Origin of the sequence: Zeimonas arvi (assembly GCF_008039575.1) — a bacterium.
In the GTDB taxonomy this organism is placed as follows: domain Bacteria; phylum Pseudomonadota; class Gammaproteobacteria; order Burkholderiales; family Burkholderiaceae_E; genus Zeimonas; species Zeimonas arvi.
Genome location: NZ_VDUY01000001.1, coordinates 648938 through 673752 on the forward strand (window position 1 = coordinate 648938; position 24815 = coordinate 673752).

The following is a 24815-nucleotide window of genomic DNA, read 5'->3' on the forward strand; positions in this document are numbered from 1 at the left end:
TGCGCGTCCGTTCGCATGCGTTTCGGCCGCAAGACGCCCCGCGCCCGTAAAATGGAGCTTTTCCCCGGATTGTAGCCTCTTGCCCTTCACCGCCCGCCAGCGCCAGACCTTGTTGTGGACAGGGGTAGGCGCGCTCTTCGTCTGGGCGCTGATCGCGCTCGGCCAGGTGCTCACGCCCTTCGTCGCGGCCGCGATCCTCGCCTACGTGCTGTCGCCGCTGGTGGCGGCGATGCAGCGCCGGCGCGTGCCCCGCCTGGTCGCGGTCGTGCTCGCCATTTCGCTGGCGCTGCTCGCGCTGCTCGCGCTGGTGCTGATCCTGGTGCCCATCGTGCAGAAGGAGTTCGGCCTGATCCGCAGCGAGTTGCCCGGGCTGGTGGCCACGATCACCGGCCGGGTGCAACCCTGGCTCGAGCGGATCTCCGGGCTCAGCATCCAGCTCGACGCAGCCTCGATCCGCGAATGGCTGGCCGCCCAGTTCGCCGACAGCGGCGAGGACGTGCTGGCCGCGCTGTTCGGCTACGCGAAGACCGGCTGGGGCGCCGCGCTGCAGGTGATCGGCACCCTGTTCCTGGTGCCGGTGGTGCTCTTCTACCTGCTGGCCGACTGGCCCGAGATCACCGGGCGCACCCGCGACCTGATCCCGCCGCGCTGGAAACCCGAGATCGACGCGCTGCTCGGGGAAACCGACGCGCTGCTCGGCCAGTACCTGCGCGGCCAGATGCTGGTCATGCTGACGCTGGCGGTCTGGTTCTCGGTCGCCCTCCTGGTCGCGGGCTTCGAGCTGTGGCTGCCGATCGGCGTGCTGAGCGGGCTGCTGATCTTCATTCCGTACATCGGCTTCGCGCTCGGCTTCCTGTTCGCCGCCATCGCCGGCATGCTGCAGCTCGGGCCGCTGGCCGGTTTCGTGTCGGTGGCCGTGATCTATGGCATCGCCCAGGTCGCGGAAAGCACCTGGCTCACGCCCCGGCTGGTCGGCGAGCGGATCGGCCTGCACCCGGTGGCGGTGATCTTCGCGCTGCTGGCCTTCGGCGCGCTGTTCGGCTTCGTGGGCGTGCTGCTCGCGCTGCCGCTGGCGGCGATCACCGCGGTGGGCCTGCGCCGGCTGCGACAGGCCTGGGTCGACAGCGACTTCTACCGCCGCGAGCAGGGCCAGTGAGCGCCGGCCCGATGCGGCAGATCCCGCTGGCCCTGAGCGCCGCCGAGCCGCCTTCCTTCGACAACTACGTGGCAGGCAGCAACGGCGAAGCGCTGGCCGTCCTCCGGGTCGTGGCCGGGGAGGAAGACGCGGCGCCCGCGCCGCGCGCGGTCTACCTGTGGGGCGAGCCGGGCGCCGGCAAGACCCACCTGCTCGATGCGCTGGCCGCGGCGGTGGGGGCGCGCGCGATCCGCCTGGGGCCCGAACCGCCGACGGCGGCCTTCGCCGACGCGCTCGACCGGCTTTTGCAGCTTGCCGCCTCGCCACCGGGGGCCCGGCCCGCCGCGCCGGTGGTGATCGTCGACGACTGCGAAGGCCTCGACGACGCCCGCCAGCAGGCCGTCTTCCACCTGTTCAACCGGGTGGGCGAGATCCCGGGCGCGGCCTTCGCGGCGGCCGGCGCCCAGCCCCCGATTGCGCTGGCGCTGCGCGACGAGCTGCGCACCCGGCTCGGCTGGGGCGTGGTGCTGCGGCTCGCGCTGCTCACCGACGGCGAGAAGGCCGACGCGCTGCGCCGCGCCGCGCAGGGTCGAGGCATCGCGCTGCCCGACGAGCTGATCCGCTGGCTTCTCACCCACCGCTCGCGCGACATCCGCTGGTTGCTGCGGCTGCTCGACGCGCTGGACCGCTACGCGCTCGAGCGCAAGCGCGCCATCACGCTGCCGCTGCTGCGCGAATTCGAGAACGCCGAGCCGCTGGTAAAATCATAATCGAATCATGCATTTGAACACTCCCTCCCAGTCCGCCACGCCCCACCGGGCCTCCGCCCGGCTCGCGCTGTTCGACCTCGACTACACGCTGCTGCCGATCGACAGCGATTACGAGTGGGCGCGCTTCCTGGTGCGCATCGGCGTGGTCGACGGCGCCGAGTACGAGCGCCGCAACGACGAGTTCTTCCGCCAGTACCACGCGGGCACGCTCGACATCCACGAGTTCCTCGAGTTCCAGCTCGCGCCGCTCGGCGCCCACCCGCCCGAAACTCTCGAGCGCTGGCACGCGCAGTTCATGGAAGAAGTCATCCGGCCACAGCTCCGACCGCGCGCGCTGGAACTGGTGCGCGGCCACCTGGAGCGCGGCGACCTGTGCGCGATCGTCACCGCGACCAACGAGTTCGTGACCGGCCCGATCGCCCGCGCCTTCGGCATCGAGCACCTGGTCGCGACCGGCGTCGAGCGCGTCGGCGGCCGCTACACCGGCCGCCCGAGCGGCACGCCCTCGTTCCGCGAGGGCAAGATCCTGCGCACCCGCGAGTGGCTCGCCGACCTGGGCCGCGACTTCGCCGATTTCGGCGAGAGCTGGTTCTACAGCGACTCGGCCAACGACGTCCCGCTGCTCGAGCAGGTCACGAACCCTGTGGCCACCAATCCCGACGAGCGCCTCGCGGCGCTGGCCGGCGAACGCAACTGGCCGGTCCTGAGGCTCTTCGAATGATCCGCAAGCTCATCGACAAGTTGATCGGCGGCCGCAAGGGAGCGCGTGCGGCGGTGCGACGCAAGCCGAAGCAATACCGCGGGACGGAGCTCGGGATGATCCTCGAGGACGTCTCCCAGGCCGCGGTGCGCACCTGCGAGACGCTGCAAAAGGCGGGCCACCAGGCCTGGATCGTGGGCGGCGGGGTGCGCGACCTGCTGCTTAAGCTCGAGCCCAAGGACTTCGACGTGGCCACCGACGCCACGCCCGACCAGGTGCGCGCGCTGTTCCGCCGCTCGCGGATCATCGGCCGGCGCTTCCAGATCGTGCACGTGATGTACGGCCGCGAGCAGATCGAGGTCTCGACCTTCCGGGCAATCCAGGAAGACGCCGAGACCGACGAGCACGGCCGCGTGCTGCGCGACAACGTCTGGGGCACGCAGGCCGAGGACGCCGCTCGCCGCGACTTCACGATCAACGCGCTCTACTACGACCCGGTGGCCGACATCGTGCTCGACTACCACGACGGCGTGCGCGACCTGAAGGCCCGCACGCTGCGGATGATCGGCGACCCCGTCACGCGCTTCCGCGAAGATCCGGTGCGCATGCTGCGGGTGGCCCGCTTCGTGGCCAAGCTCGGGTTCAAGATCGACCCGGCCACCCGCAAGCCGATCGCCGAACTGGCGCCGCTGGTGCGCAACGTGCCGTCGGCACGGCTGTTCGACGAAATGCTCAAGCTGCTCACCTCGGGACACGCGATGGCCTGCCTGCAGGAGTTGCGCCGCGAGGGCCTGCACCACGGCATGCTGCCGATGCTCGACGTGATCCTCGAGCAGCCCGACGGCAAGAGCTTCGTCTCGCTCGCGCTCGAGCGCACCGACGAGCGGGTGCGCGCCGACCGCACGATCTCGCCCGGATTCCTGTTCGCCACGCTGCTCTGGCAGCCGGTGGCGGGGCGCTGGCGCGAAGGCGTCGCGCGCGGCGCGCCGGCCATTCCGGCGCTGGCCGACGCGATCGACTCGGTGCTCGACGAACAAGGCAATCGCCTGGCGATCACCCGCCGGTTTCTCGCCGACATGCGCGAGATCTGGATGATGCAGCCGCGCTTCGAGCGCCGCACCGGCCGCTCGCCCTGGGGCCTGGTCGAGCACCTGCGCTTCCGCGCCGGCTACGATTTTCTGCTGCTGCGCTGCCAGTCGGGCGAGCTGCCCGAGGAGATCGGCCGCTGGTGGACCGATTTCCAGGGCGCCGACAACGAGCAGCGCGAGGCGCTGATCGCCGAGGCACAGGCCAGCCGCACCGCGGGCGGCCCGGGTTCGGGCAGCGGCGCGCGCAAGCGCCGCCGGCGAAGCGGTCGCAAGCGTTCGGAGTCCGCCGGCGAAGGGCGCGACCTGAGCGACCCTGGCCAGGCAGCCTGAGCGGCCGGGCCCGGGGCTCGCGCACGCTGCCATGAACGCGCCGGCGCGCGCCTGGGTCGCCCTGGGCGCCAACCTGGGCGACGCCAGGCGGGCGCTCGTCGACGCACTCTCGGCACTGGCCGCGCTGCCCGGCACGCGGGTCGTCGCGGTGTCGTCGCTCTACCGGAGCGCCCCGGTCGACACGGCCGGCCCGGACTTCCTCAACGCGGTCGCCGCGCTCGACACCGGGCTCGCGCCCGCCGATCTGCTCGCGGCGATGCATGCGATCGAGCACGCCGCCGGCCGCGAGCGGCCCTACCGCAACGCGCCGCGCCTGCTCGACCTGGATCTGCTGCTGCACGGCGACACGCTGTCCGACGCCCCGGCGCTCGTGCTGCCTCACCCGCGCATGCACCTGCGCGCTTTCGTGATGGCGCCGCTGGCCGAACTGGCGCCGACGCTGTCGGTGCCCGGCCGCGGCCGGGTCGACATGCTGCTCGAACGCATCACCGGCCAGCCGATCGAACGATTGCACCCGGCGCCCGACGGCCCCGACCGGCCCGGGTGGCCCGGGCCCCTGTACCCCCCGACGAGCGCCCCCTCGCGAGACAACCGGGACAATCCATGAGCACGCTGCCGATCCCGCTGCAGACCGTCCTGTTGCTGACGCTGTCCAACGTCTTCATGACTTTCGCCTGGTACGCCCATCTGAAGGATCTGGCCGCCCGTCCCTGGTGGATCGCCGCGCTCGTCAGCTGGGGCGTGGCGTTCTTCGAGTACATGCTGCAAGTGCCGGCGAACCGGATAGGATTCGGACACTTCACGCTGCCCCAGCTGAAGATCATCCAGGAGGTGATCACGCTGGCGGTGTTCGTGCCCTTCGCCGTGCTCTACATGAACCAGCCCGTCAAGCTCGACTACCTCTGGGCCGCGCTGTGCATGCTGGGCGCGGTCTATTTCATCTTCCGCTCCTGACGCGCACCCTCTCCTGCCGATGACCGATCCGCACACTGCCTCACCGGGCCCCGCCCCCGATCTCGCCTCGCCCTTCGAGCGCTTCCGGCACATCGTCGTCGAAGGCCCGATCGGCGCCGGCAAGACCTCGCTGGCGCGCAAGCTGGCCGAGCGCTTCGGCGCGCAGCCGGTGCTCGAAGAGGCAATGGGCAACCCCTTCCTCGAGCGCTTCTACCGGGACAGCCGGCGCTACGCGCTGCCCACGCAGCTCTTCTTCCTGTTCCAGCGGGTCAACCAGCTGCGCGACCTGGCCCAGCACGACCTGTTCTCGCAGGCGATGGTCGGCGACTTCCTGCTGGACAAGGACCCGCTGTTCGCGCGGCTCACGCTCGACGACGACGAGCTCAGGCTCTACCAGCAGATCTTCGACAGCCTGAGCCCGCAGGCGCCCACGCCGGACCTGGTCATCTACCTGCAGGCCCAGCCCGACACGCTGGTCGAGCGGGTGCAGAAACGCGGCATCGGGATGGAGGCCGCGATCTCCGAGCCCTACCTGCGTGCCCTGGCCGAGACCTACAGCCGCTACTTCTACCACTACGACGAGGCGCCGCTGCTGATCGTGAACACCGAGCACCTGAACCCGATCGACCGCGACGAGGACTTCGCGGTGCTGGTCAGGCAGCTCGCGGAGTTGCGCGGCCGGCGCAGCTTCTTCAGCATCGGGGAGTGAGGCCTTCGCGGCCACTGCCCGGCACCGCACCCACGATGACCGCACCCACGATCACCGCCACATGGAGTCTCCGCTGACACTCGGGCTGATCCTGCTGCTGATCCTGGCGAGCGCCTTCCTGTCGCTGTCGGAGATCGCGATGGCCGCCGCCCGCCGGCTGCGCCTGCAACAGCTCGCCGATGCCGGCGACGCGCGGGCGACGCGCGCGCTGGAGATCCAGGTCCGGCCGGGCAACTACTTCACCGTGGTGCAGATCGGCCAGAACATGGTGGCGATTCTCGGCGGCATCGTCGGCGAGGGCGTGCTCACGCCCTGGTTCGTGTCGCTGCTCGAGCATGTCGCGAGCCCGAAGGCGGCGGCCACGATCGGCTTCGTCGCATCGTTTGCCACGGTGACCTCGCTGTTCGTGCTGTTCTCCGACCTGTTCCCGAAGCGGCTGGCCATGGTCAGTCCCGAGGCGCTGGTGCTGCGGGTCGTCGGCCCGATGCGCTGGTTCATGTTCCTGCTGCGGCCCGCGGTGTGGGTCTTCGACGGGCTGGCCAACCTGCTGATCCGCGCGTTCCGGCTGCCCACCGAGCGCGACGAGCGGGTCACCTCGGCCGACATCCTGGCCATGGCCGAGGCCAGCGCGCAGGCCGGCCTGCTGGCGGTGCAGGAACAGCAGGTGATCGAGAACGTGTTCGAGCTCGACACCCGCACGGTGGAGAGCGCGATGACCACGCGCGAGCGGATCGTGTACCTGCTTCTCGACGACAGCGACGAGCAGATCCGCAGCCGCATCGCTTCGCAACCGCACTCCACCTACCTGGTCTGCGACCAGCACATCGACCAGGTGGTCGGCTACGTGGACGCGCCCGACCTGTTCCAGCGCGTGCTGCAGAACGAGTCGATCTCGCTGAACGACAGGTTCGCCGGCGAGCTGATCCGCAAGGTGCTGATCGTGCCCGACCGGCTCACACTGTCCGAGGTGCTCGAGCAGTTCCGCCAGGCGCACGAGGACTTCGCGGTGATCGTCAACGAGTACAGCCTCGTGGTCGGCATCATCACGCTGAACGACGTGATGAGCACGGTGATGGGCAGCCTGGTGGCGCCCGGCGACGAGGAGCAGATCGTGCGCCGCGACGACGGCTCCTGGCTGATGGACGGCCTCACGCCGATCGGCGACGTGGCCCGCGCGATCGACGCCGACGCGACGGCGCTGCCGCACCGCGGCCAGTACGACACGCTGGCCGGCTTCCTGATGGTGATGCTGCGCCGGATTCCTCGGCGCACCGACACGCTGACCTGGGCCGGCCACTGCTTCGAGGTGATGGACGTCGACGGCTACAAGATCGACCAGGTGATGGTCACGCGGGTGGACGAAGGGCATCGGGAGTGAGCCCGCATGCGAATGCGAAAATAAAGGTATCCCTGCGCCCCCGCTTCATGTACTATTCGCTTCGTAGATCTGTTCAAGACTGTATTTCTGTAAGTCTCCTCTGCACCGGCCGGGTTCTCCGGCAGGCTCGGTCGAAATTCCCAGCGGTGAGTTTCTTGGCGTTTCTGCACTGCGTCGGCATGTGCTTGCGCAACACTCATCAAAAGGAAATCGACATGACCGAGACCGGCATCGTCAAGTGGTTCAACGAAGAAAAAGGCTTCGGCTTCATTACCCCGGACACCGGCGGTAAGGACCTGTTCGCCCACTTCAGCCAGATCCAGGGCGGCGGCTTCAAGACCCTGGCCGAAAGCCAGCGCGTCCAGTTCGAAGTGACCCAGGGCCAGAAAGGTCCCCAGGCCTCGAACATCCGCGTGCTCTGATCGACACGCCGGCGGCCCCTTGCGGGGTTGCCCGAAAGAACCGCGGCCTGGTCCGCGGTTTTTTTTGGGTATCCGGAATCTGGTGTGGGTTCTGGCTCCTTGGGTCTTTGTAGCTATCACTTTCAAAGAATGGATTTTGGTGTTGGACGGCTGAGCGGATGTGCTAGAGTAAAAGTCGGATTTCAGTGTGGGTTCGCCCAAGGTGCTGAGTGACGGACTTTCTCCAGCTGCGAAGCCTGAAGACGCTTGAAATCCTGACCAGCGAGGACAGTTATGTCGTCAAGGCCGAAGGCGTCAATCAGTGGGTGACCTGCCCGCTGTGCAAGACCGGACGCCTGCATGGTCACGGCTCACAGGAACAGTCGTTTCAGGACACACCGACGCACGGCAAACCCGTCGTGATCTTCATCCAGCGCCGTCGCTATCGCTGTACAAGCTGCACCAAGACCTTGTTTGAGCCTGTGGCGGACCTTGATGGAAAACGCCAAGCCACGGCGCGTCTGGTGCGTTATATCCGCGACCAGTCCTTCTCCAAGACCTTTGCGGCCCTTGCCCGGGAAGTAGCCGTGGACGAAAAGACGGTCCGCCACGTCTTCGACGATTTCATCGAGGAGGTCGAGGCCAAGACCCAGTTCCGGACGCCGCGGGTGCTGGGTATCGACGAGCTCAAGATCATCGGCCAGTACCGGGCCATGATCACCAACGTCGAGCGCAAGACCGTGTTCGATATCCGCCCCAGCCGGGCCAAAGCCGAGTTGATGCCCTATTTCCGCGACCTGCGGGACAAGGACTCGGTCGAGTGGGTGGCGATGGACATGTACCACGTTTATCGGCAGGTGGTGCGCGCCACGCTGCCACAGGCCCGGATCGTGGTCGATCGATTCCATATCCAGCGCATGGCGAACGACGCGCTGGAGAAGCTGCGCAAGCGCATTCGCAAGGATTTGTCCACCCGGCAGCGCCTCAAACTCAAGGACGAGCGGTTCCTGCTGCTCAAGCGGCAGCACGACCTGACAGGGAGAGATATGGACCGGATGCGGGAATGGTTCCAACAGTTCCCGCTCCTAAGTGTTAGCGCCGATGTAAAACTGACCCGCTTCGTCGGAGTAAAAGTGACCCACCTGGGAGAGGATCGGGGCCTTTTGGCCGCGATCGATGTTGACCCAGGAGCAGGCAGTGGAGATCAGGGTGCTGGCCCGTCAGGGGATGGGGATCAGGGAGATCGCGCGGCAGATGGGCTGCGCGCGCAACACGGTCAAGCGGTACTTGCGTGATGCGGAGGCGCAGCGCTACGGGCCTCGGGCGCCGCGGCCGACCAAGCTCGATGCGTTCAAGCCGTACCTGTGCGCGAGGATCGAGGCGGCGCGACCACACTGGATCCCGGCGGTGGTGCTGCTGCGCGAGATCGGGGAGCTCGGCTACGAGGGCGGGCTGACGCAGCTCAAGGATTTCCTTGCCCCGCTCAAGGCGGCGCCGGCCGACCCGGTGGTGCGCTTCGAGACGTCGCCCGGCGAGCAGATGCAGGCCGACTTCACGGTGATCCGGCGCGGACGCGAGCCGCTGCTGGCCTTCGTGGCCACGCTGGGCTACAGCCGCGCGAGCTGGGTGCGCTTCACGACCGGCGAGGACACGCAAACATGGGTCGCCTGCCTTCGCGAGGCGCTGGCCGCGTTCGGCGGCGTGCCCAAGCATGTGTTGTTCGACAACGCCAAGGCGGTCGTCATCGAGCGCGATGCCTACGGCGAGGGGCTGCATCGCTGGAACCCGTCTCTGCTGGACCTGGCCGAGCAGTACGGCTTCACGCTGCGGCTGTGCCGTCCGTACCGGGCCCGCACCAAGGGCAAGGTGGAGCGCTTCAACGGCTACCTCAAGGGCAGCTTCCTGGTGCCGCTGGCCGCGACGCTCAAATCCGCCGGCCTGAAGCTGGATGCGGATGCCGCCAACGCCCACATCGGGCGCTGGCTGGCCGAGGTGGCCAACGCCCGGATTCACGGCACCACCGGCGAGCGGCCCGATCGGCGCCTGGTGATCGAGCGCGCGGCGCTGGTGCCGCTGCCGCCTTCGGCGCAGATCGTGCCGATGCGAGCGGCCACCCGCCGGCCGTTGCCGGTCGAGAGCCTGCAGCATCCGCTGTCGGTGTACGAGTCGTTGCTGGAGGTGCGGGCATGAACCTGCAGCATGAGCGAATCGCCGCGCTGTGCGAGCAGATGAAGTTCGCGGGTCTTGCCACCGACTGGCCGGCGCTGGCCCAGCAGGCGGCCGACACCGAGGCGAGCTTCGCCGACTTCCTGGAGCGCGCGCTCAAGGCCGAGTACGAGGCGCGCCAGCAGCGCAAGCGCCAGACGCTGCTCAAGCTGGCGACGCTGCCGGCGGTCAAGACGCTCGAGCAGTACGACTTCGGCTTCGCCTCGGGCGCGCCGCGTAGCCAGATCATGGAGCTCGGCGGGCTGGGCTTCGTCGAGCGGGCCGAGAACGTGGTGCTGCTCGGACCCTCGGGCGTGGGCAAGAGCCACCTCGCCATCTCTCTGGCCTACCGGGCCGTGATGGCCGGCATCAAGGTGCGCTTCATCAGCGCGGCCGACCTGATGCTGCAGCTGGCCACGGCCCGCAACCAGGGGCGGCTGAACGAGTACTTCAACCGTGCGGTGATCGGGCCCAAGCTGCTGGTGGTCGACGAGATCGGGTTCCTGCCCTTCGGGCGCGAGGAGGCGAACCTGTTCTTCAACGTGGTGGCCAAGCGCTACGAGCGCGGCAGCATGATCTTGACCAGCAACCTGCCGTTCACGCAGTGGGCGGGCACCTTTGCCGACGACCAGGTGCTGGTCGCCGCGATGCTCGACCGGCTGCTGCACCACGCGCACATCGTGCAGATCACGGGCGAGAGCTGGCGACTGAAAGACAAGCGCCGAGCTGGGCACGCCCCGCTCGGCAAGGCATCGAAGAGCTGAATCGAACAGGAGTCGGGTGGGTTAGATTTACTCCGACGTTTCCACCGGAAGGTGGGTCAGAATTCAACCGGCGTTGACACCTAAGCGAAGCCCACGCGCTCAAGGAAGGATTTCTGTCGATCTGGGATCAGAAGACCCGCCCAGCAGCAGAAGCCGCCTGCGCGAAGTGGCAGGCCAATATTCCGACCGAATTGGCGGCCACGTTCAAGGACCTGACCACCGCCGTGCACAACTGGCACGACGAAATCTTCGCCTACTTCGAGCAGCCGATTACCAATGCCTATACTGAGTCAGTCAACCGAGTGGCCAAAGACATGAACCGCATGGGCAGGGGTTACAGCTTCGAGGTGCTTCGGGCGCGCATGCTCTACGACAAGAAGGCGCGCAAGGATGGCTCGGTTATCGAAACCGTGTTGGTCGATGACGACGACCCAATGACCACGGACTTCGTGTTCCAGCGGATGACCACGGCGGCAACGCGCAAGAAGAAGATCACGCGCGTGGTCGAGTACGGCCCCTATCTCCCGACGCTGGCGCGGCTACTCGAAGAGGGGTATTTCGAATAGTCCTCAGCCCATTGTGCAAGAGGCGGCGCTTCAGCCTGAATTTGTGATTCAGCCGATGAAGCATAGGTAAGAGGCCCAGCCACTACCCCGCGCAACAGGACAGTTGCTTTACGTCCTTGGTGAAGGTTTGTGCCGCGAGTTTCAGCCCCTCGACCATCGTCAGGTAGGGGAATAACTGGTCGGCCAACTCTCGCACCGTCATGCGGTTGCGAATCGCCAGTGCTGCGGTTTGGATCAGCTCGCCTGCTTCCGGGGCTACCGCTTGCACGCCGATCAGTCGTCCCGAACCGGCCTCCGAAACCAGCTTGATGAAACCGCGCGTGTCGAAGTTGACCAGCGCCCGGGGCACGTTGTCGAGCGTCAGCGTGCGGCTGTCGGTCTCGATACCGTCGTGGTGCGCTTCGGCTTCGCTGTAGCCCACGGTGGCGACCTGCGGGTCGGTGAACACCACCGCCGGCATCGCCGTCAGATCCAGCGTCGCGTTGCCACCCGTCATGTTGATTGCAGCGCGGGTGCCGGCCGCCGCCGCGACGTAGACGAACTGCGGCTCGTCAGTGCAGTCGCCGGCGGCATAGATGTGCGGCACGGTAGTGCGCATCGCGTGGTCGATGGTGATGGCGCCTTGCGCATTGACCACCACACCGGCCGCGTCGAGGTTGAGCGTGCGGGTGTTTGGGGTGCGGCCGGTGGCGAACAACAGCCGGTCGGCATGCAGTTCGCCGCGTTCGGTGGTGAGCACGAATTCCCCATCCTCATAGGCGACCTGGCTGGCCTGGGTGTGGTCCAGCACTTCGATGCCTTCGGCGCGGAACACGGCCGTGATGGCCTCGCCAATGGCGGGGTCTTCGCGAAAGAACAGTGTGCTGCGCGCCAGCATGGTCACCTTGCTGCCCAGCCGGGCAAAGGCCTGCGCGAGTTCGACGGCCACCACCGACGAGCCGATCACGGCCAGCCGATCGGGGATCGTGTCGCTGGCCAGCGCTTCGGTCGACGTCCAGAAGGGCGTGTCTTTCAAGCCCGGGATCGGTGGAATCGCCGGACTGGCCCCGGTGGCGATGAGGCAGCGGTCGAAACTCACCTCGCGCATCCCGTCGTCAGCGGTTGCCACGGTCAGCGTGTGCGCATCCTTGAATCGGGCATCGCCGCGCAGCACGGTGATGGTCGGGGTGCTCGTCAGGATGCCTTCGTACTTGGCGTGGCGCAGTTCATCGACGCGCCCCTGCTGCTGAGCCAGCAAGCGCTTACGCAGAATCTTCGGCGAGGCGGCGGCAATGCCGTCATCGAACGGACTCTCGCGACGCAGATGCGCAATGTGGGCAGCGCGGATCATGATCTTGGACGGCACACATCCGACGTTGACGCAGGTGCCGCCGAGAGTGCTGCGCTCGATCAGCGTCACACGCGCCCCTTGCTCGACGGCCTTCAACGCCGCCGCCATCGCCGCGCCGCCGCTGCCGATCACGGCCACGTGCAGTGCAGCCTCATCGTCCTCGCGCTTTGGTTCGCCGCCCAGCCGCTCTTGTGCATTGTTCAGCAGGTCGCTGGGTTGCCCCGGCGCATCGGCAAGCTGCGCTCGGTAACCGAGTGCGGATACCGCCGCGACCAGCGAGGTCACGTCCGCGGCGGTACCTACGCTGGCCTCAATCTCGGCCCGGCGCTGTGGGTAGGACACTGAGGCCGAACGCACGCCGGGCACCTTTTCCAAGGTCTGCTTGACGTGCTCGGCGCACGACCCGCAGGTCATGCCATCGATGTGCAGCGTGATCGCCTCGGTCATGAGCGTGTGCTCACTTCTTGACGGTAGACGGGTAGCCGGCGTTCTCGGTGGCTTTGGTCAACGCGGCCGGAGTGGTCTTGGCATCGTCGTAGGTTACCACCGCCTCCTTGGGCTCCCAGGTCACCTTGGCCTCGATGACGCCTTCGACCTTGGTCAGCGCCTTCTTGACCGTGATCGGACAGGTGGCGCAGGTCATGCTCGGCACCGACAGCGTGACGGTTTTGGTGGCGGCCCAGGCGGGAGCGCTGAGGGCAACGGTCAGAGCGAGCAATGCGACGAGTTTCTTCATGGCAATCTCCTTTCAGTAGAACAGGGGCATGAGGTAGGGGAACACGAGCGCGATCAGCACCAGGGCGGTGACGATCCAGAAGATCACCTTGTAGGCCGTCCGCACCTGGGGCACGGCGCATGCGTCGTCCGGCGCGCAGGCGCGAGCCGGCCGGAAGATGCGACGCCACGCGAAGAACAGCGCCACGAGCGCCACGCCAATGAAGATCGGCCGGTACGGTTCCAGCGCGGTCAAGTTGCCGATCCAGGCGCCGGAGAAACCCAGCGTGATCAGCACCAGCGGACCGAGGCAGCAGGTCGAGGCGAGGATGGCGGCGAGGCCACCGGCGGCCAGTGCACCGCGGCCGTTGCTGGGGTCTGCCATGTGAGGGATCTCCTTCCGAGACGTTGCGTGATGCGCTAAGGTTACTTCCGTAGTCAAGTACGGAGTCAAGCGCGATGGTGAACGATCCGCAAACACTGACCATCGGGGCTTTCGCCAAGGCCGCTGGGGTCAACGTGGAGACCATCCGGTTCTATCAGCGCAAGGGGTTATTGCCAGAACCAGGTCGGCCCGTCGGCAGTATTCGCCGCTACGGATCGGCGGACGTGGCGCGGGTGCGTTTCGTGAAATCCGCCCAGCGGCTGGGGTTCAACCTGGACGAAGTCGGCCAACTCCTACAGCTTGAGGACGGCACTCACTGCAGCGAAGCCGCCGAGCTGGCTGCGCTCCAGCTCACCGACGTGCGCACCAAGATGGCGGACCTGACGCGAATCGAAGCGGTGCTGTCACGGTTGGTCAACGAGTGCCATGCGCAGCGAGGCACTGTGTCGTGCCCGCTGATCGATTCTCTGCACGGGAGCTAGGCGCGTGGCTTAACCCGGTTTTCCGTTCCACTGCGCCTCAAACCCCAGTTCGAGCCGGGGGCAAGGTGACCTGCCACTGATTGTTTCCTTGCACCGACATGCGCCAGACAAAGCCCACACTGAAGGCTAAAAGCGCGTAAGCCTTGCGATACCAGAAACCTACCGAACGAGAGCTGTCAGACAAGAAGGGCTAGTGCGGTCTTCCCACACTAAAATCCGGATACCCTTTTTTTTTCGCCCAAGCGCGCCGCGGTTCGCTGCCCGCGCATCCTTACCTGGAGGACTCGCCATGAAAGACCTGCAGGAAGCCACCGAGCGCATCTGCGACCTGAAGGGCAGCCTGGTCGCGCTCGACGCGCTGGTCACCGCCATGCTCCACGAGCTGCCGGCCGAAACGCGCGCCCGGCTGGGCCAGATCTTCGCGCTGCACGCCGAGGTCGCGCGTACCGTGCTGCTGAACACGCCCACCTCCGAGCACACGATCGCTGCCTTCGAGCGCGACGCGCAGCGCACGTCGACCATGATCGAAGCCGGCTGAAGCGGAGCGAACCGTGTGCGGCCTGGCGCGGACCGGGCCGTGCTCGGAAGCACGGCCCGCGGAAGACCGGCTCAGCCGCCCGCGATCATCCGCGCGCCGAGCTTCTCGGCGACCTCGATGCCGTCGACGCCCGCCGACATGATGCCGCCGGCGTAACCGGCGCCCTCTCCTGCCGGGTAGAGCCCCGCCACGTTCAGGCTCTGGCAGTCCTTGCCGCGCGTGATCCGCAGCGGCGACGAGGTGCGGGTCTCCACGCCGGTCAGCACCGCGTCGGCCATCGCGAAGCCGGGAATCTGCCGCTCGAAGGCCGGCAGCGCCTCGCGGATCGCGGCCAGCACCTCGCCGGGCAGGCTTTCGTTGCCCGGCTCGGCCAGGTCGGTGAGCGTCACGCCCGGCTTGTACGAGGGCAGCACGTCACCGAACTCGCGCGCCACCGCCTTGCCGTGGCGACCGGCGACGAAGTCCCCGACCAGCTGGCCCGGCGCGCGATAGCCGCCGCCGCCCAGCACATAGGCGCGCGACTCCCAGGCGCGCTGGAAGGCGATGCCGTCCAGCGGCGACACCGGTCCGCTGGCGTTGCGGTCCTGCCGGTAGTCGTCCGGCGAGATGCCCACCACAATGCCCGCGTTGGCATTTCGCTCGGCGCGCGAGTACTGGCTCATCCCGTTGGTCACCACGCGCTCGGATTCCGAGGTGGCGGCCACCACGGTGCCGCCGGGGCACATGCAGAAGCTGTAGACGGAGCGACCGTTCTTCGCGTGGTGCACCAGCTTGTAGTCGGCTGCGCCAAGGATCGGATTGCCGGCGTTCGGCCCGAAGCGCGCGCGATCGATCAGGCCCTGCGGATGCTCGATCCGGAAGCCCACCGAAAAGGGCTTGGCCTCCATGAACACGCCGCGCGCCTGGAGCATCGCGAAGGTGTCGCGCGCGCTGTGGCCGAGCGCCAGCACGACGTGGTCCGTGCGGATCTGCTCGCCGCCGGCCAGCACGACGCCGCGCAGGTGGCGCGTGCGTCCCGCCTCGTCGGCCGGACCGTCCTCGAGCAGCAGGTCGGTCACCCGCGCCCCGAAGCGGATGTCGCCGCCCAGCGCGACAATCTCGGCGCGCATCTTCTCGACCATGCTGACCAGCCGGAAGGTGCCGATGTGGGGCTTGCCCACGTAGAGGATCTCCTCGGGCGCGCCGGCCTTCACGAACTCGTCGAGCACCTTGCGGGTCAGGTGGCGCGGATCGCTGATCTGGCTCCACAGCTTGCCGTCGGAGAAGGTGCCGGCGCCACCCTCGCCGAACTGCACGTTCGATTCGGGATTCAGCACGCTCTTGCGCCACAGCCCCCAGGTGTCCTTCGTGCGCTCGCGCACCGCCTTGCCGCGCTCGAGCACGATGGGGCACAGCCCCATCTGGGCCAGCACCAGCGCCGCCAGGATTCCACAAGGCCCGAAGCCGATCACCACCGGCCGCGGCCGCTGCGCGGCGTAGAAGTCGGCCGGCGCCTGCGCGACCAGGTGATAGCGGCTGTCCGGCGCAGGGCGCACGTGACGATCCTCGGCGAACCGGGCCAGCACCGCCGCCTCGTCGGCCACCTCGCAGTCGATGGTGTAGGTCAGCACGATCGCCGCCTTGCGGCGCGCATCGTAGTTGCGCCGGAAGACGGTGAAGCCGAGCAGGTCGACGTCGTCGACGCCCAGGCGCGCCGCGATCGCCGGGCGCAGCGCGTCCGGCGCGTGATCGAGCGGCAGGCGGAGTTCGGTGATCCTCAGCATCGCAGGCGGAATCGTCGGGAAAGGCATCGCATGGCCGCGATTCTGCCAGCTTGCCGACCCGCCCCGCTCGGGCGGCCAGGCGCCGGTCCTGCCGCGCTCAGGCGCCGGCCTTGCCGATCTGGTCCAGTTCGCGCTTCAGCGCCAGCCCGGCCAGCTTGGCCAGCGGCAGGGCCAGCATCAGCTCGATGCGACGCTTCAGCATCTTCGCGGCATCGGCGTGCGCGCGCGCCTTCTGCTCGTCGCCGCCCTCGACCGCCATCGGGTCGGGCACGCCCCAGTGCGCGGTCATCGGCTGGCCTGGCCAGACCGGGCAGACCTCGCCGGCTGCGTCATCGCAGACGGTGAACACGAAGTCGAACCCGGGCGCCCCCGGCTGCGCGAATTCGTCCCAGGACTTGCTGCGCAAGCCCTCGGTCGGAACCCGCCACTGCGCGAGCAGCGACAGCGCGAACGGGCTGACCTCGCCCTTGGGATGGCTGCCCGCGGAGAAGGCCTGGAAGCGGCCGCCGCCCATCTTGTTCATGACCGCTTCGGCGATGATCGATCGCGCCGAACTGCCGGTGCAGATGAACAGCACCTTGTAGATCTTGTCGCTCACTTTCCGCTCCGGATGAATCGGGTGTCGCTGGAGACGCGCTCGCCCTCGGCGTCATGCCCTGGCGCCCGGCGACCGCCAGCGGGCGGAACACCTGCAGCCGCGACGGTTGGGCGAGCGCGGCCAGCGCCCTCACCGCGGGTCGTCGCGCCTTGCGACGGACGCCTCGGTCACGAGGCCGCCCCGGCACCGGAGGCCGGCCGCCGCCCCCGCGCGGCAGCGGCCGCGTTCTCCGGCAGGGCCAGCGTGACCAGCCAGCAGGCGACGAGCATCAGCGCCGAGCCGGCCAGCGCCCAGAGCAGCCCGCCCCACTGGTACAGCAGCCCCGACATCAGCGTGCCGGAGAAGCGGCCCGCCGCATTGGCCGCGTAGTAGAAGCCGACGTCCTCGGCGGCCTTCTCCGAGCCCGCATAGGCCAGGATCAGGTAGGAGTGCACCGACGAATTCACCGCGAACGCGAAACCGAACACGCCCAGCCCCAGCACCACCACCCACTCCAGGTTCGGCGCCTCGAGCGCCACCGCGGCGGCCAGCGCGACCGGCACCAGCGCGAGCGCGGCCGACCACCACCGCGCGGCCGGCACCTCGCGGCTGAGGCCGTCAGCGCTTCGCCTGACGAGCGCTGGCGCGATCGCCTGCACCAGGCCGTAGCCGATCGTCCAGGCGGCGAGGAAACCGCCCACCATCGTGAAGGTCCAGCCCGAGGCGTAGAGGAAGACCGGCACGCCGACCACGAACCAGACGTCGCGCGCGCCGAACAGCGCCACCCGCGCGGCCGCCAGCAGGTTGATGCCGCGGTTCTTGGCGAACAGCTCGCGCACCGACTTCGAGGCCTTGCTCCTGCCCATCAGCCTGGGCACGAAGGCGATCACGCCGGCGAGCACGACGGCCAGCAGCGCGGCCATCGCCCACAGGGCGCCGCGAAAGCCGAGCAGCTCGAGCAGCAGACCGCCGAGAAAGAAGCCCACGCCCTTCATCGCGTTCTTGCTGCCGGTGAACCAGGCCACCCACTTGAACAGGGTGCCCGAGGCCTCGCCGGCGGTCAGCTTGATCGCCGACTTGCTCGCGGTCTTGGTCAGGTCCTTGGCCACGCCGCACACACCCTGGGCCAGCACCACCCAGGCCACCGACAGCGCAGCCGACCAGTCGGGCGAGAGCATGGACAGCAACAGGAAGCCGAAGATCTGCGTGGCCAGCCCCGCGGTGAGCATCCGCGCAATGCCGTAGCGGGTGGCCAGCCAGCCGCCGACCAGGTTGGCCAGCACGCCGGCGGCCTCGTACAGCAGGAACAGGAAGGCGAGCGTGAACGGCGAGTAGCCGAGACGGTAGAAGTGCAGCAGCACCAGCATCCGAAGCGCGCCGTCGGTCAGCGTGAAGCCCCAGTAGGCGGCGGTGACGATCGCGTAGTTGCGGGCGGCGGTGTTCACGTGCGGATGCCCTCCAGGATCAGATGCCCTCGTCCTGCACCAGGCAGGCCAGGTCGACCATCCGGCAGGCATAGCCCATCTCGTTGTCGTACCAGGCGTAGACCTTCAGCAGCGTGCCGTCGGTCACCATCGTGGACGGCGCGTCGACGATCGCGCTGCGCGTGTCGCGCGCATAGTCGGCGCTGACCAGCGGCCGCTCCTCGTAGCCGAGGATGCCGGCCAGCGGGCCGCGGGCGGCCTGCGCGAACAGCGCGTTCACTTCCTGCGGCGTCGTCGCGCGCTGCAGCTCGAACACGCAGTCGGTCAGCGAGGCATTGAGCACCGGCGCGCGCACCGCGTGGCCGTTCAGCTTGCCCTTCAGCTCCGGATAGATCAGCGCGATCGCGGTGGCGCTGCCGGTGGTGGTCGGCGCCAGGCTGAGCATCGCGCTGCGCGCCCGGCGCAGATCCTTGTGCGGGGCGTCGACGACGACATTGGTGTTGGTCGGGTCGTGGATCGTGGTGATCTGCCCGTGGCGGATGCCGATCGCCTCGTGGACCACCTTCACCACCGGCGCCAGGCAGTTGGTCGTGCACGAGGCTGCGGTCACGATCCGGTCGCGCGAGGGCTCGTACAGGTGGTCGTTGACGCCGACGACGATGTTCAGCACCTTGCCGACCTTGACCGGCGCGGCCACGATCACCCGCTTCGCGCCGCGATCGAGGTGGCCCCGGATCGTCTCCGGCGCCAGGAACTTGCCGGTGCACTCGAGCACCAGGTCCACGCCCAGGTCGCCCCAGGGGATGTCGCCGGGAGAGGCATGCGACGAGAAGGACAGCTTGCGATCGCCGACCCGGATCGCCGCATCGCCCTCGGCGGCGATGTCGGTCCGCCAGCGGCCCTGCACGCTGTCGAATGCCAGCAGGTGGGCAGTGGCCGCCGCGCCGCCCTTGATCTCGTTCAGGTGGGCCACCTCGAGGCGGTTGCCCGCACGCGGGTCGTCCGGGGGGCGCTCGGCCGCGCCGAAGGCGGCGCGCAGCGCCAGGCGGCCGATGCGGCCCATACCGTTGATGCCGACTTTCATGATCCGTTCGCTGTGGGCCGCCCGATCGGACACGGCCACGATGATTTCACGATCGTCGAATTGTCGAAGATGTCGATGACAGTTCGGTGACAAGGTGCCACCCCGGGGACTGCGGATTCCCGGTCACGGGGCGCCGGGTCATTCCGGCTTCGGATACCCCTCGGGATTCCCGCTCTGCCAGCGCCAGGCGTCGGCGCACATCCGCTCCAGGTCCAGCTCGGCGCGCCACCCGAGCAGCCGTTCGGCCTGCGCCGGGTCGGCATAGCAGGCCGCGATGTCGCCGGCCCGCCGGTCCACGATCCGGTACGGCACCGGCCGGCCGCTCGCCTTCTCGAAGGCGCGCACCATCTCCAGCACCGAGTAGCCGGTGCCGGTGCCCAGGTTCACGGTGAAGGCGCCGGACCGTGCGCGAACCCTGCCCAGCGCCGCCAGGTGGCCGCGGGCCAGGTCCACCACGTGGATGTAGTCGCGCACGCCGGTGCCGTCGGGGGTGGGCCAGTCGCCGCCGAACACCGACAGCTGCGGCAGCCGCCCCACTGCGACCTGGCTCACGAAGGGCATCAGGTTGTTCGGGATGCCGCGCGGGTCCTCGCCGATCAGGCCGCTCTCGTGCGCGCCCACCGGATTGAAGTAGCGCAGGATGCCGATGGCCCAGCGGGAATCGGACGCCGCCAGGTCGTTCAGCACGTGCTCGACCATCCACTTGCTGCGGCCGTAGGGATTGGTCGGGCCGGTGCGCGCGCCCTCGTCGATCGGCACCCGTTGCGGATCGCCGTACACGGTGGCCGACGAGCTGAACACGAAGCGGGTCACGCCGGTCTCGCCCAGGCAGCGCAGCAGCGTGGTGGTGCCGCCCACGTTGACGTCGTAGTAACGCAGCGGCTGCGCCACCGACTCGCCGACGGCCTTGAGGCCGGCGAAGTGGATCGCGGCGTCGACGCGCTCGCGCGTGAGCAGGTCCCTGAGCAGCGATTCGTCGCGCACGTCACCGACCACCAGCGGCGCCGGCTTGCCGGTGATGCGTTCGACGCGCTTCAAGGATTCGGGGCTCGAATTGGACAGGTCGTCGAGCACCACGACCTCGTGGCCCGCCCGCAGCAGCTCCAGTACCGTGTGCGAGCCGATGTAGCCGGCGCCGCCGGTCACCAGCACCCTGCCCGCCGATGGCTTCGTCATTGCCCTGCGCTCCTTTGCCAGTCCCGATTCGAGCCGCGAGTGTCGCACGCCGCATCGTCCGTACAATCGCCAGGATGGCTGAACCGAGCTGCTCGCCACTGGCCGCCTCGCGATTCTTCGTCGCGCTGCGCCCCGACGTCCTGGCCAGCGGGCGCCTGGGCCGGCTCGCGGCCGAGCTGGGCACCCGCTGCCGCGGAAGGCCGCTGGCCGCGCGCGACCTGCACCTGACGCTGGCCTTCATCGGCGAGCTGCCGCTCGCGGAGGGCGACCGGCTGGTCGCGCTGCTCGCCGGCCTGCCCGCGAAGCATCCCGGCTTCGCGCTCGACGAGATCGGCCGCTTCGGCCCCGCGCTGCTGTGGGCCGGCCCGAGCGAGGATCCGCCCTGGATCGCCCCGCTGGTCGATGCGGTGCGCGAGCGTCTGCGAGCCGGCGGCGTGCGCTTCGACGCGCGGGCCTTCAAGTCGCACCTGACGCTGGTCCGCAATGCCCGCGACCGCGCCGCGGTCGGCACCGCCATCGCGCATCTCGACCCGAAGCGCGCCCACCCTGTATCGACCTGGCGGCTGGCCGTGGGCGGCTCGCATCCGGAGCCGACTCCCGAGCGGCGCTACCTGTGGCGGCGGCTTCCGGACATCGAAGCGGCGGGCACCGAGCGCCGTCATCGTTCCGTCAAATGACCGTCATATTCTGGAAGACATCCCAAAGCGCAGGAATATCGCCGTGTCCGCCCGCATCCTGATCGTCGAAGACGAGCCCGCGATCCGCGAACTGCTCGCCGTGAACCTCCGGCACGCCGGCCACCTGGTCAGCGGCGTGGAAAGCGCCGAGGCCGCCCAGGCCCACCTCGACGCCACGGTGCCCGACCTGATCGTCCTCGACTGGATGCTTCCGGGCCAGTCCGGCATCGACTACGCCAGGCGGCTGCGCGCCGACCCGCGCACCCGGGAGGTCCCGATCCTGATGCTGACCGCCCGCGCGCAGGAGGGCGACACGCTGCAGGGCTTCGACGTGGGCGCCGACGACTACGTGACCAAGCCCTTCTCGCCGCGCGAGCTGCTGGCCCGCGTCCGGGCGCTGCTGCGCCGCGCCGCGCCCGAGACCGCCGAGGAGCCGATCGAGGTGGGCGGCATCCGGCTCGAGCCCGCGACCTTCCGGGTGTTCGCCGGCGAAGCCTCGCTGAGCCTGAGCCCCACCGAGTTCCGGCTGCTCCACTTCTTCATGAAGAACCCGGATCGCGTGCTCTCGCGCACCCGCCTGCTCGACAACGTCTGGGGCGACCACGTGTATATTGAGGAGCGAACGGTCGACGTGCACATCCGCCGGCTGCGCCTCGCGCTGCAGCCCACCGGGCACGACCGGCTGATCGAAACGGTTCGCGGCGGCGGCTACCGCTTCCTGCCCCGCTGACCCGCGCCGGCGCCTCCGGGCGCTGTTTCCCGGGACTCTCTTCTCGCGCCGACTTGGCCTTCTTTCTTCGATACCTGGTTGCGATCGCCGTCGTCCTGGCGATCGGCTCGCTGCTCTACCGCGCGGTATCGCCTGCCGCCGGCCTGTGGTGGATAGCGGGTGCCTTCGCGCTGCAGTCGCTGCTGTCGGCCTTCCACCTGGCCAGGGTCAATCACTGGGTCGCGCTGCCCCGTCAGCGCGAACTGCCGGGTGGCATCGGCCCGTGGCGCGGCGTCTTCGACCGCCTGGCCCGCTTCGTTCGCCAGGAGGCCGACACCCGCGCCGAACTGGCCGCCGAGCTCGAGCGGATCCACGCCGCGGTCGACCGGCTCTCAGACGGACTGGTGGTGCTCGACCGCTTCGACCACGTGGTCTGGAGCAACCTCGCCGCGCAGGAGCTGCACGGCATCTTCGGCACCCGGCGCCCGATCCACCACTTCATCCGCCAGCCCGAGTTCATCGCGATGCTGGCAGGGGGCGACGCGCCCGAGCCGGTGCGGCTCGCCCTGCCCGGCCGGCCCGGGCGGGTCTACGAGCTGAGGTTGCAGGGAGCCGAGCGCGACCAGCGCCTGCTGGTCACCCGCGACATCACCGAGCAGGCCCGGCTGGATGCGATGCGCAGCGACTTCGTGGCCAACGTGTCGCACGAGATCCGCACGCCGATCACGGTCATCTCGGGCTTCGCCGAAACGCTGCTCTCGCTGGACCTCGGGGAGGCCGAGCGCCGGCAGTACCTCGAATCCATCCTGCGGCAGAGCACCACGATGCAGCGCCTGGTGGAGGACCTGCTCACGCTGTCCACGCTGGAGGCCAGCATCGACCGGCCCCCCGACGAGCCGGTGGACATCCACGAACTGCTGAACGGCCTGCTCGACGAGGCCAAGGTGCTGTCCAGCGGACGGCACGCCTTCACGCTGTCGCTGGACGGCCCGCGCAGGGTCAGCGGCATCGCCGCGGAACTCGAGAGCGCGGCCCGCAACCTGCTGACCAACGCGATCCGCTACACGCCCGACGGCGGAACCATCGCGGCGAGCTGGGCGGTGCGCAGCGAGGAAGGCTGGCTCAGCGTGCGCGACACCGGGATCGGCATCGCTCCCGAGCACCTGCCGCGGATCGCCGAGCGCTTCTACCGGGTGGACCGGGGCCGCTCGCGCGAGACCGGCGGCACCGGGCTGGGCCTGGCGATCACCAGGCGGATCATGCTGCGCCATCAGGGCTCGCTGCACATCGCGAGCGAGCCGGGCAAGGGAAGCACCTTCTCGCTGCGGCTTCCGGCCGTGCGACTGCTGGCCGACTGAGGCCGCCCCCCAGAGGGCGCGGCCAGCGGCAGCCGGCCGCGCGCGGGCGTCAGCGCCGCGCGGCGATCCGGGCGACTTCCTCGGGGCTGGCGTGCCGCAGGTCCACGCCTTCGACCACGTTGACCACGTACTCGGCGATGTTGCGGGCATGGTCGCCGACCCGCTCGATCGACTGCACCACGAAGATCAGCGCCAGCGCCGCGGACACCGAGGTCGGGCGCTCGGCCATCACGGCCATCAGGTCGGCGATCAGCACGTCGCGCAGCTGGTCGACCTCGGCGTCGCGCTCGGCCAGCAGGCCGGCCACCGCGATGTCGTGGCGCACGAAGGCGTCGATCGCGGCGCGGACCATGTCCGACACCAGGTTGGCCATCTGCTCGATGCGATCGAGCGGAATCGGCGCGGCGCCGTTCTGCAGCTCGCGCGCCTTCATCGCGATCTTCTTGGCCTCGTCGCCGATGCGCTCGAGGTCGTTGTTGCTGTGGATGATCGCGATGATCTCGCGCAGGTCCACCGCGATGGGCTGCTGCCGCGCGATCGTCTGGTGGCAGCGCAGGTCGGACTCCATGTGAAGCTGGTTGACCCGGTTCTCGTCGGTCAGCACCTGCGCGACGATCCCCATGTCGCCCAGCCGCACCGCGTCGACCGCGCGCACGAACTGGCGCTCGACCAGACCGCCCATCGTGGTGACGACGCTGCGCAGCGCATCGAAGTCGGAATCGAATTTCTTGAGCGTGTGATCCAGGGGCATCTCTTTCTCCGTTCGCCGGCGCCGGGCGGTCAGCCGAAGCGTCCGGTGATGTAGTCTTCGGTCGCCTTCTTCTTCGGCTTCACGAAGATCTCGTCAGTCTGCCCGAACTCGATCAGCTCGCCGAGGTACATGTAGGCGGTGCAGTCGGAAATCCGCGCCGCCTGCTGCATGTTGTGCGTGACGATCGCGATCGTGTACTCGGACTTCAGCTCGTTGACCAGTTCCTCGATCTTGGCGGTGGAGATCGGGTCCAGCGCGCTGGTCGGCTCGTCGAGCAGCAGCACCTCGGGCTTGACCGCCACCATGCGGGCGATGCACAGGCGCTGCTGCTGCCCGCCCGACAGGCTCAGGCCGCTCTGGTCGAGCTTGGTCTTGACCTCCTCCCACAGCGCCGCCTTGCGCAGCGCCCACTCCACCCGCTCGTCCATCTCGGACTTGGACAGGCTCTCGTACAGGCGCACCCCGAAGGCGATGTTCTCGTAGATCGTCATCGGGAAAGGGGTGGGCTTCTGGAAGACCATGCCGACCTTGGCCCGCAGCAGGTTGACGTCCTGCTTGGGGTCGAGGATGTTGCGGCCGTTGAACAGGATCTCGCCCTCGGCACGCTGGCCGGGATACAGGTCGAACATCCGGTTGAAGGTGCGCAGCAGGGTGGACTTGCCGCAACCCGACGGCCCGATGAAGGCGGTGACCTTGTTGCGGGCGATGTCGAGCGACACGTCCTTCAGGCCCTGGAAGCGGCCGTAGAAGAAGGACAGGTCGCGGATCTGCAGCGCGGCCGGCACGTCGAGGGCAGATGCGCGGCTGGCGGCCGGGCGTGGGGCCGTCATCGGCGCGGGAGTCTGGA

The 24815-nt window shown here is 68.7% G+C and carries 26 protein-coding genes and 2 pseudogenes; 18 read left to right on the top strand and 10 right to left on the bottom strand.

Going from position 1 to position 24815, the window contains the following annotated elements; all coding sequences use genetic code 11:
• Nucleotides 1-79: 79 nt before the first annotated feature.
• The 13 genes and pseudogenes from FHP08_RS03005 to FHP08_RS03065 form a co-directional block, all read left to right on the top strand.
• Entirely contained in the window at nt 80-1156 is a 1077-nt protein-coding gene (locus FHP08_RS03005; protein ID WP_147702805.1) for an AI-2E family transporter, read from the top strand.
• Nucleotides 1153-1905 carry a DnaA regulatory inactivator Hda gene (gene hda, locus FHP08_RS03010; RefSeq protein WP_147702806.1) on the top strand — a complete coding sequence of 251 codons (753 nt, stop codon included), beginning with the start codon at nt 1153-1155 and terminating at the stop codon, nt 1903-1905. The genes FHP08_RS03005 and hda overlap by 4 nt, the downstream gene beginning before the upstream one ends.
• A gap of 13 nt (nt 1906-1918) precedes the next feature.
• Nucleotides 1919-2626: a histidinol-phosphatase gene (locus tag FHP08_RS03015; protein WP_225879008.1), complete on the top strand. Its 708-nt coding sequence runs from the start codon at nt 1919-1921 to the stop codon at nt 2624-2626.
• Nucleotides 2623-4023, top strand: a complete 1401-nt coding sequence (pcnB, locus tag FHP08_RS03020) for a polynucleotide adenylyltransferase PcnB (RefSeq protein WP_147702808.1) — start codon at nt 2623-2625, stop codon at nt 4021-4023. Before FHP08_RS03015 ends, pcnB begins: the two co-directional genes overlap by 4 nt.
• 31 nt (nt 4024-4054) lie before the next feature.
• A complete protein-coding gene (gene folK / locus FHP08_RS03025) occupies nt 4055-4630 on the top strand; it encodes a 2-amino-4-hydroxy-6-hydroxymethyldihydropteridine diphosphokinase (protein ID WP_147702809.1) in 576 nt (191 codons plus the stop codon).
• A complete protein-coding gene (locus FHP08_RS03030) occupies nt 4627-4977 on the top strand; it encodes a DMT family protein (RefSeq protein ID WP_147702810.1) in 351 nt (116 codons plus the stop codon). The genes folK and FHP08_RS03030 overlap by 4 nt, the downstream gene beginning before the upstream one ends.
• 19 nt (nt 4978-4996) lie before the next feature.
• Complete coding sequence (locus tag FHP08_RS03035) at nt 4997-5686, top strand: deoxynucleoside kinase (protein WP_147702811.1); 690 nt, start codon at nt 4997-4999, stop codon at nt 5684-5686.
• Nucleotides 5687-5747: 61 nt separating this feature from the next.
• Complete coding sequence (locus FHP08_RS03040) at nt 5748-7064, top strand: hemolysin family protein (RefSeq protein ID WP_147702812.1); 1317 nt, start codon at nt 5748-5750, stop codon at nt 7062-7064.
• Nucleotides 7065-7279: 215 nt separating this feature from the next.
• Entirely contained in the window at nt 7280-7486 is a 207-nt protein-coding gene (cspE, locus tag FHP08_RS03045; protein WP_147702813.1) for a transcription antiterminator/RNA stability regulator CspE, read from the top strand.
• A 209-nt stretch (nt 7487-7695) separates the two neighbouring features.
• Nucleotides 7696-8574: pseudogene (locus FHP08_RS03050) on the top strand (ISL3 family transposase); the annotation flags it as partial.
• A gap of 67 nt (nt 8575-8641) precedes the next feature.
• Nucleotides 8642-9655, top strand: coding sequence for an IS21 family transposase (istA, locus tag FHP08_RS03055; protein WP_147702814.1), 1014 nt, complete (start codon nt 8642-8644; stop codon nt 9653-9655).
• Nucleotides 9652-10434 (top strand): IS21-like element helper ATPase IstB, encoded by a 783-nt coding sequence (istB, locus tag FHP08_RS03060; protein WP_147702815.1) that lies wholly within the window; start codon nt 9652-9654, stop codon nt 10432-10434. Before istA ends, istB begins: the two co-directional genes overlap by 4 nt.
• A gap of 80 nt (nt 10435-10514) precedes the next feature.
• A pseudogene (locus FHP08_RS03065) lies at nt 10515-11000 on the top strand (ISL3 family transposase); the annotation flags it as partial.
• A gap of 82 nt (nt 11001-11082) precedes the next feature.
• Here the strand turns inward: FHP08_RS03065 and merA are convergent.
• Genes merA through merT form a run of 3 tightly spaced genes read right to left on the bottom strand, consistent with a single transcriptional unit; the run spans nt 11083 to nt 13429 of the window.
• Nucleotides 11083-12777, bottom strand: coding sequence for a mercury(II) reductase (gene merA, locus FHP08_RS03070; RefSeq protein ID WP_147702816.1), 1695 nt, complete (start codon nt 12775-12777; stop codon nt 11083-11085).
• 10 nt (nt 12778-12787) lie between these two features.
• The gene (merP, locus tag FHP08_RS03075) at nt 12788-13066 is read right to left on the bottom strand and encodes a mercury resistance system periplasmic binding protein MerP (RefSeq protein ID WP_012480190.1); all 279 of its coding nucleotides are present in this window, start codon (nt 13064-13066) and stop codon (nt 12788-12790) included.
• 12 nt (nt 13067-13078) lie between these two features.
• Entirely contained in the window at nt 13079-13429 is a 351-nt protein-coding gene (merT, locus tag FHP08_RS03080; protein ID WP_019183730.1) for a mercuric ion transporter MerT, read from the bottom strand.
• Nucleotides 13430-13503: 74 nt separating this feature from the next.
• Here merT and merR point away from each other — a divergent pair, with 74 nt between their 5' ends.
• Together merR and FHP08_RS03090 are read left to right on the top strand one after the other, a co-directional pair.
• Nucleotides 13504-13911, top strand: a complete 408-nt coding sequence (gene merR, locus FHP08_RS03085) for an Hg(II)-responsive transcriptional regulator (protein ID WP_012480188.1) — start codon at nt 13504-13506, stop codon at nt 13909-13911.
• 289 nt (nt 13912-14200) lie between these two features.
• Nucleotides 14201-14449 (top strand): hypothetical protein, encoded by a 249-nt coding sequence (locus tag FHP08_RS03090; RefSeq protein WP_147702817.1) that lies wholly within the window; start codon nt 14201-14203, stop codon nt 14447-14449.
• A gap of 71 nt (nt 14450-14520) precedes the next feature.
• On the opposite strand, the gene FHP08_RS03095 is transcribed toward FHP08_RS03090, so the two are convergent.
• The 5 genes from FHP08_RS03095 to galE form a co-directional block, all read right to left on the bottom strand.
• A complete protein-coding gene (locus tag FHP08_RS03095; RefSeq protein ID WP_147702818.1) occupies nt 14521-16212 on the bottom strand; it encodes an NAD(P)/FAD-dependent oxidoreductase in 1692 nt (563 codons plus the stop codon).
• A 97-nt stretch (nt 16213-16309) separates the two neighbouring features.
• On the bottom strand, nt 16310-16810 hold the full coding sequence (locus FHP08_RS03100; RefSeq protein ID WP_147702819.1) for an arsenate reductase ArsC: 501 nt from the start codon (nt 16808-16810) through the stop codon (nt 16310-16312).
• 167 nt (nt 16811-16977) lie between these two features.
• A complete protein-coding gene (arsJ, locus tag FHP08_RS03110) occupies nt 16978-18234 on the bottom strand; it encodes an organoarsenical effux MFS transporter ArsJ (RefSeq protein ID WP_225879009.1) in 1257 nt (418 codons plus the stop codon).
• Between the two features lie 19 nt (nt 18235-18253).
• Nucleotides 18254-19297 (bottom strand): ArsJ-associated glyceraldehyde-3-phosphate dehydrogenase, encoded by a 1044-nt coding sequence (locus tag FHP08_RS03115; RefSeq protein WP_147702821.1) that lies wholly within the window; start codon nt 19295-19297, stop codon nt 18254-18256.
• Nucleotides 19298-19435: 138 nt separating this feature from the next.
• Nucleotides 19436-20473: a UDP-glucose 4-epimerase GalE gene (gene galE / locus FHP08_RS03120; protein WP_147702822.1), complete on the bottom strand. Its 1038-nt coding sequence runs from the start codon at nt 20471-20473 to the stop codon at nt 19436-19438.
• A 74-nt stretch (nt 20474-20547) separates the two neighbouring features.
• Between galE and thpR the strand changes: the two genes are divergently transcribed.
• Genes thpR through phoR form a run of 3 tightly spaced genes read left to right on the top strand, consistent with a single transcriptional unit; the run spans nt 20548 to nt 23217 of the window.
• Entirely contained in the window at nt 20548-21150 is a 603-nt protein-coding gene (gene thpR, locus FHP08_RS03125) for an RNA 2',3'-cyclic phosphodiesterase (RefSeq protein WP_187272146.1), read from the top strand.
• 43 nt (nt 21151-21193) lie between these two features.
• On the top strand, nt 21194-21880 hold the full coding sequence (phoB, locus tag FHP08_RS03130; protein WP_147702824.1) for a phosphate regulon transcriptional regulator PhoB: 687 nt from the start codon (nt 21194-21196) through the stop codon (nt 21878-21880).
• A 53-nt stretch (nt 21881-21933) separates the two neighbouring features.
• Complete coding sequence (gene phoR, locus FHP08_RS03135) at nt 21934-23217, top strand: phosphate regulon sensor histidine kinase PhoR (RefSeq protein ID WP_187272147.1); 1284 nt, start codon at nt 21934-21936, stop codon at nt 23215-23217.
• A 49-nt stretch (nt 23218-23266) separates the two neighbouring features.
• Here phoR and phoU read toward each other — a convergent pair whose 3' ends face one another.
• Nucleotides 23267-23968 carry a phosphate signaling complex protein PhoU gene (gene phoU, locus FHP08_RS03140; RefSeq protein WP_147702826.1) on the bottom strand — a complete coding sequence of 234 codons (702 nt, stop codon included), beginning with the start codon at nt 23966-23968 and terminating at the stop codon, nt 23267-23269.
• A gap of 29 nt (nt 23969-23997) precedes the next feature.
• A complete protein-coding gene (gene pstB / locus FHP08_RS03145; protein WP_225879027.1) occupies nt 23998-24798 on the bottom strand; it encodes a phosphate ABC transporter ATP-binding protein PstB in 801 nt (266 codons plus the stop codon).
• Nucleotides 24799-24815 lie beyond the last annotated feature (17 nt).

Coding starts and splice junctions, on each gene's coding strand:
- FHP08_RS03090 (WP_147702817.1), top strand. CDS start 14,201: ATGAAAGACCTGCAGGAAGCCACCGAGCGCATCTGCGACCTGAAGGGC.
- thpR (WP_187272146.1), top strand. CDS start 20,548: ATGGCTGAACCGAGCTGCTCGCCACTGGCCGCCTCGCGATTCTTCGTC.
- merR (WP_012480188.1), top strand. CDS start 13,504: ATGGTGAACGATCCGCAAACACTGACCATCGGGGCTTTCGCCAAGGCC.
- pstB (WP_225879027.1), bottom strand. CDS start 24,798: ATGACGGCCCCACGCCCGGCCGCCAGCCGCGCATCTGCCCTCGACGTG.
- folK (WP_147702809.1), top strand. CDS start 4,055: ATGAACGCGCCGGCGCGCGCCTGGGTCGCCCTGGGCGCCAACCTGGGC.
- FHP08_RS03115 (WP_147702821.1), bottom strand. CDS start 19,297: ATGAAAGTCGGCATCAACGGTATGGGCCGCATCGGCCGCCTGGCGCTG.
- cspE (WP_147702813.1), top strand. CDS start 7,280: ATGACCGAGACCGGCATCGTCAAGTGGTTCAACGAAGAAAAAGGCTTC.
- istA (WP_147702814.1), top strand. CDS start 8,642: ATGTTGACCCAGGAGCAGGCAGTGGAGATCAGGGTGCTGGCCCGTCAG.
- FHP08_RS03030 (WP_147702810.1), top strand. CDS start 4,627: ATGAGCACGCTGCCGATCCCGCTGCAGACCGTCCTGTTGCTGACGCTG.
- FHP08_RS03095 (WP_147702818.1), bottom strand. CDS start 16,212: ATGCTGAGGATCACCGAACTCCGCCTGCCGCTCGATCACGCGCCGGAC.
- merP (WP_012480190.1), bottom strand. CDS start 13,066: ATGAAGAAACTCGTCGCATTGCTCGCTCTGACCGTTGCCCTCAGCGCT.
- istB (WP_147702815.1), top strand. CDS start 9,652: ATGAACCTGCAGCATGAGCGAATCGCCGCGCTGTGCGAGCAGATGAAG.
- FHP08_RS03040 (WP_147702812.1), top strand. CDS start 5,748: ATGGAGTCTCCGCTGACACTCGGGCTGATCCTGCTGCTGATCCTGGCG.
- FHP08_RS03035 (WP_147702811.1), top strand. CDS start 4,997: ATGACCGATCCGCACACTGCCTCACCGGGCCCCGCCCCCGATCTCGCC.
- phoU (WP_147702826.1), bottom strand. CDS start 23,968: ATGCCCCTGGATCACACGCTCAAGAAATTCGATTCCGACTTCGATGCG.
- pcnB (WP_147702808.1), top strand. CDS start 2,623: ATGATCCGCAAGCTCATCGACAAGTTGATCGGCGGCCGCAAGGGAGCG.
- merA (WP_147702816.1), bottom strand. CDS start 12,777: ATGACCGAGGCGATCACGCTGCACATCGATGGCATGACCTGCGGGTCG.
- merT (WP_019183730.1), bottom strand. CDS start 13,429: ATGGCAGACCCCAGCAACGGCCGCGGTGCACTGGCCGCCGGTGGCCTC.
- galE (WP_147702822.1), bottom strand. CDS start 20,473: ATGACGAAGCCATCGGCGGGCAGGGTGCTGGTGACCGGCGGCGCCGGC.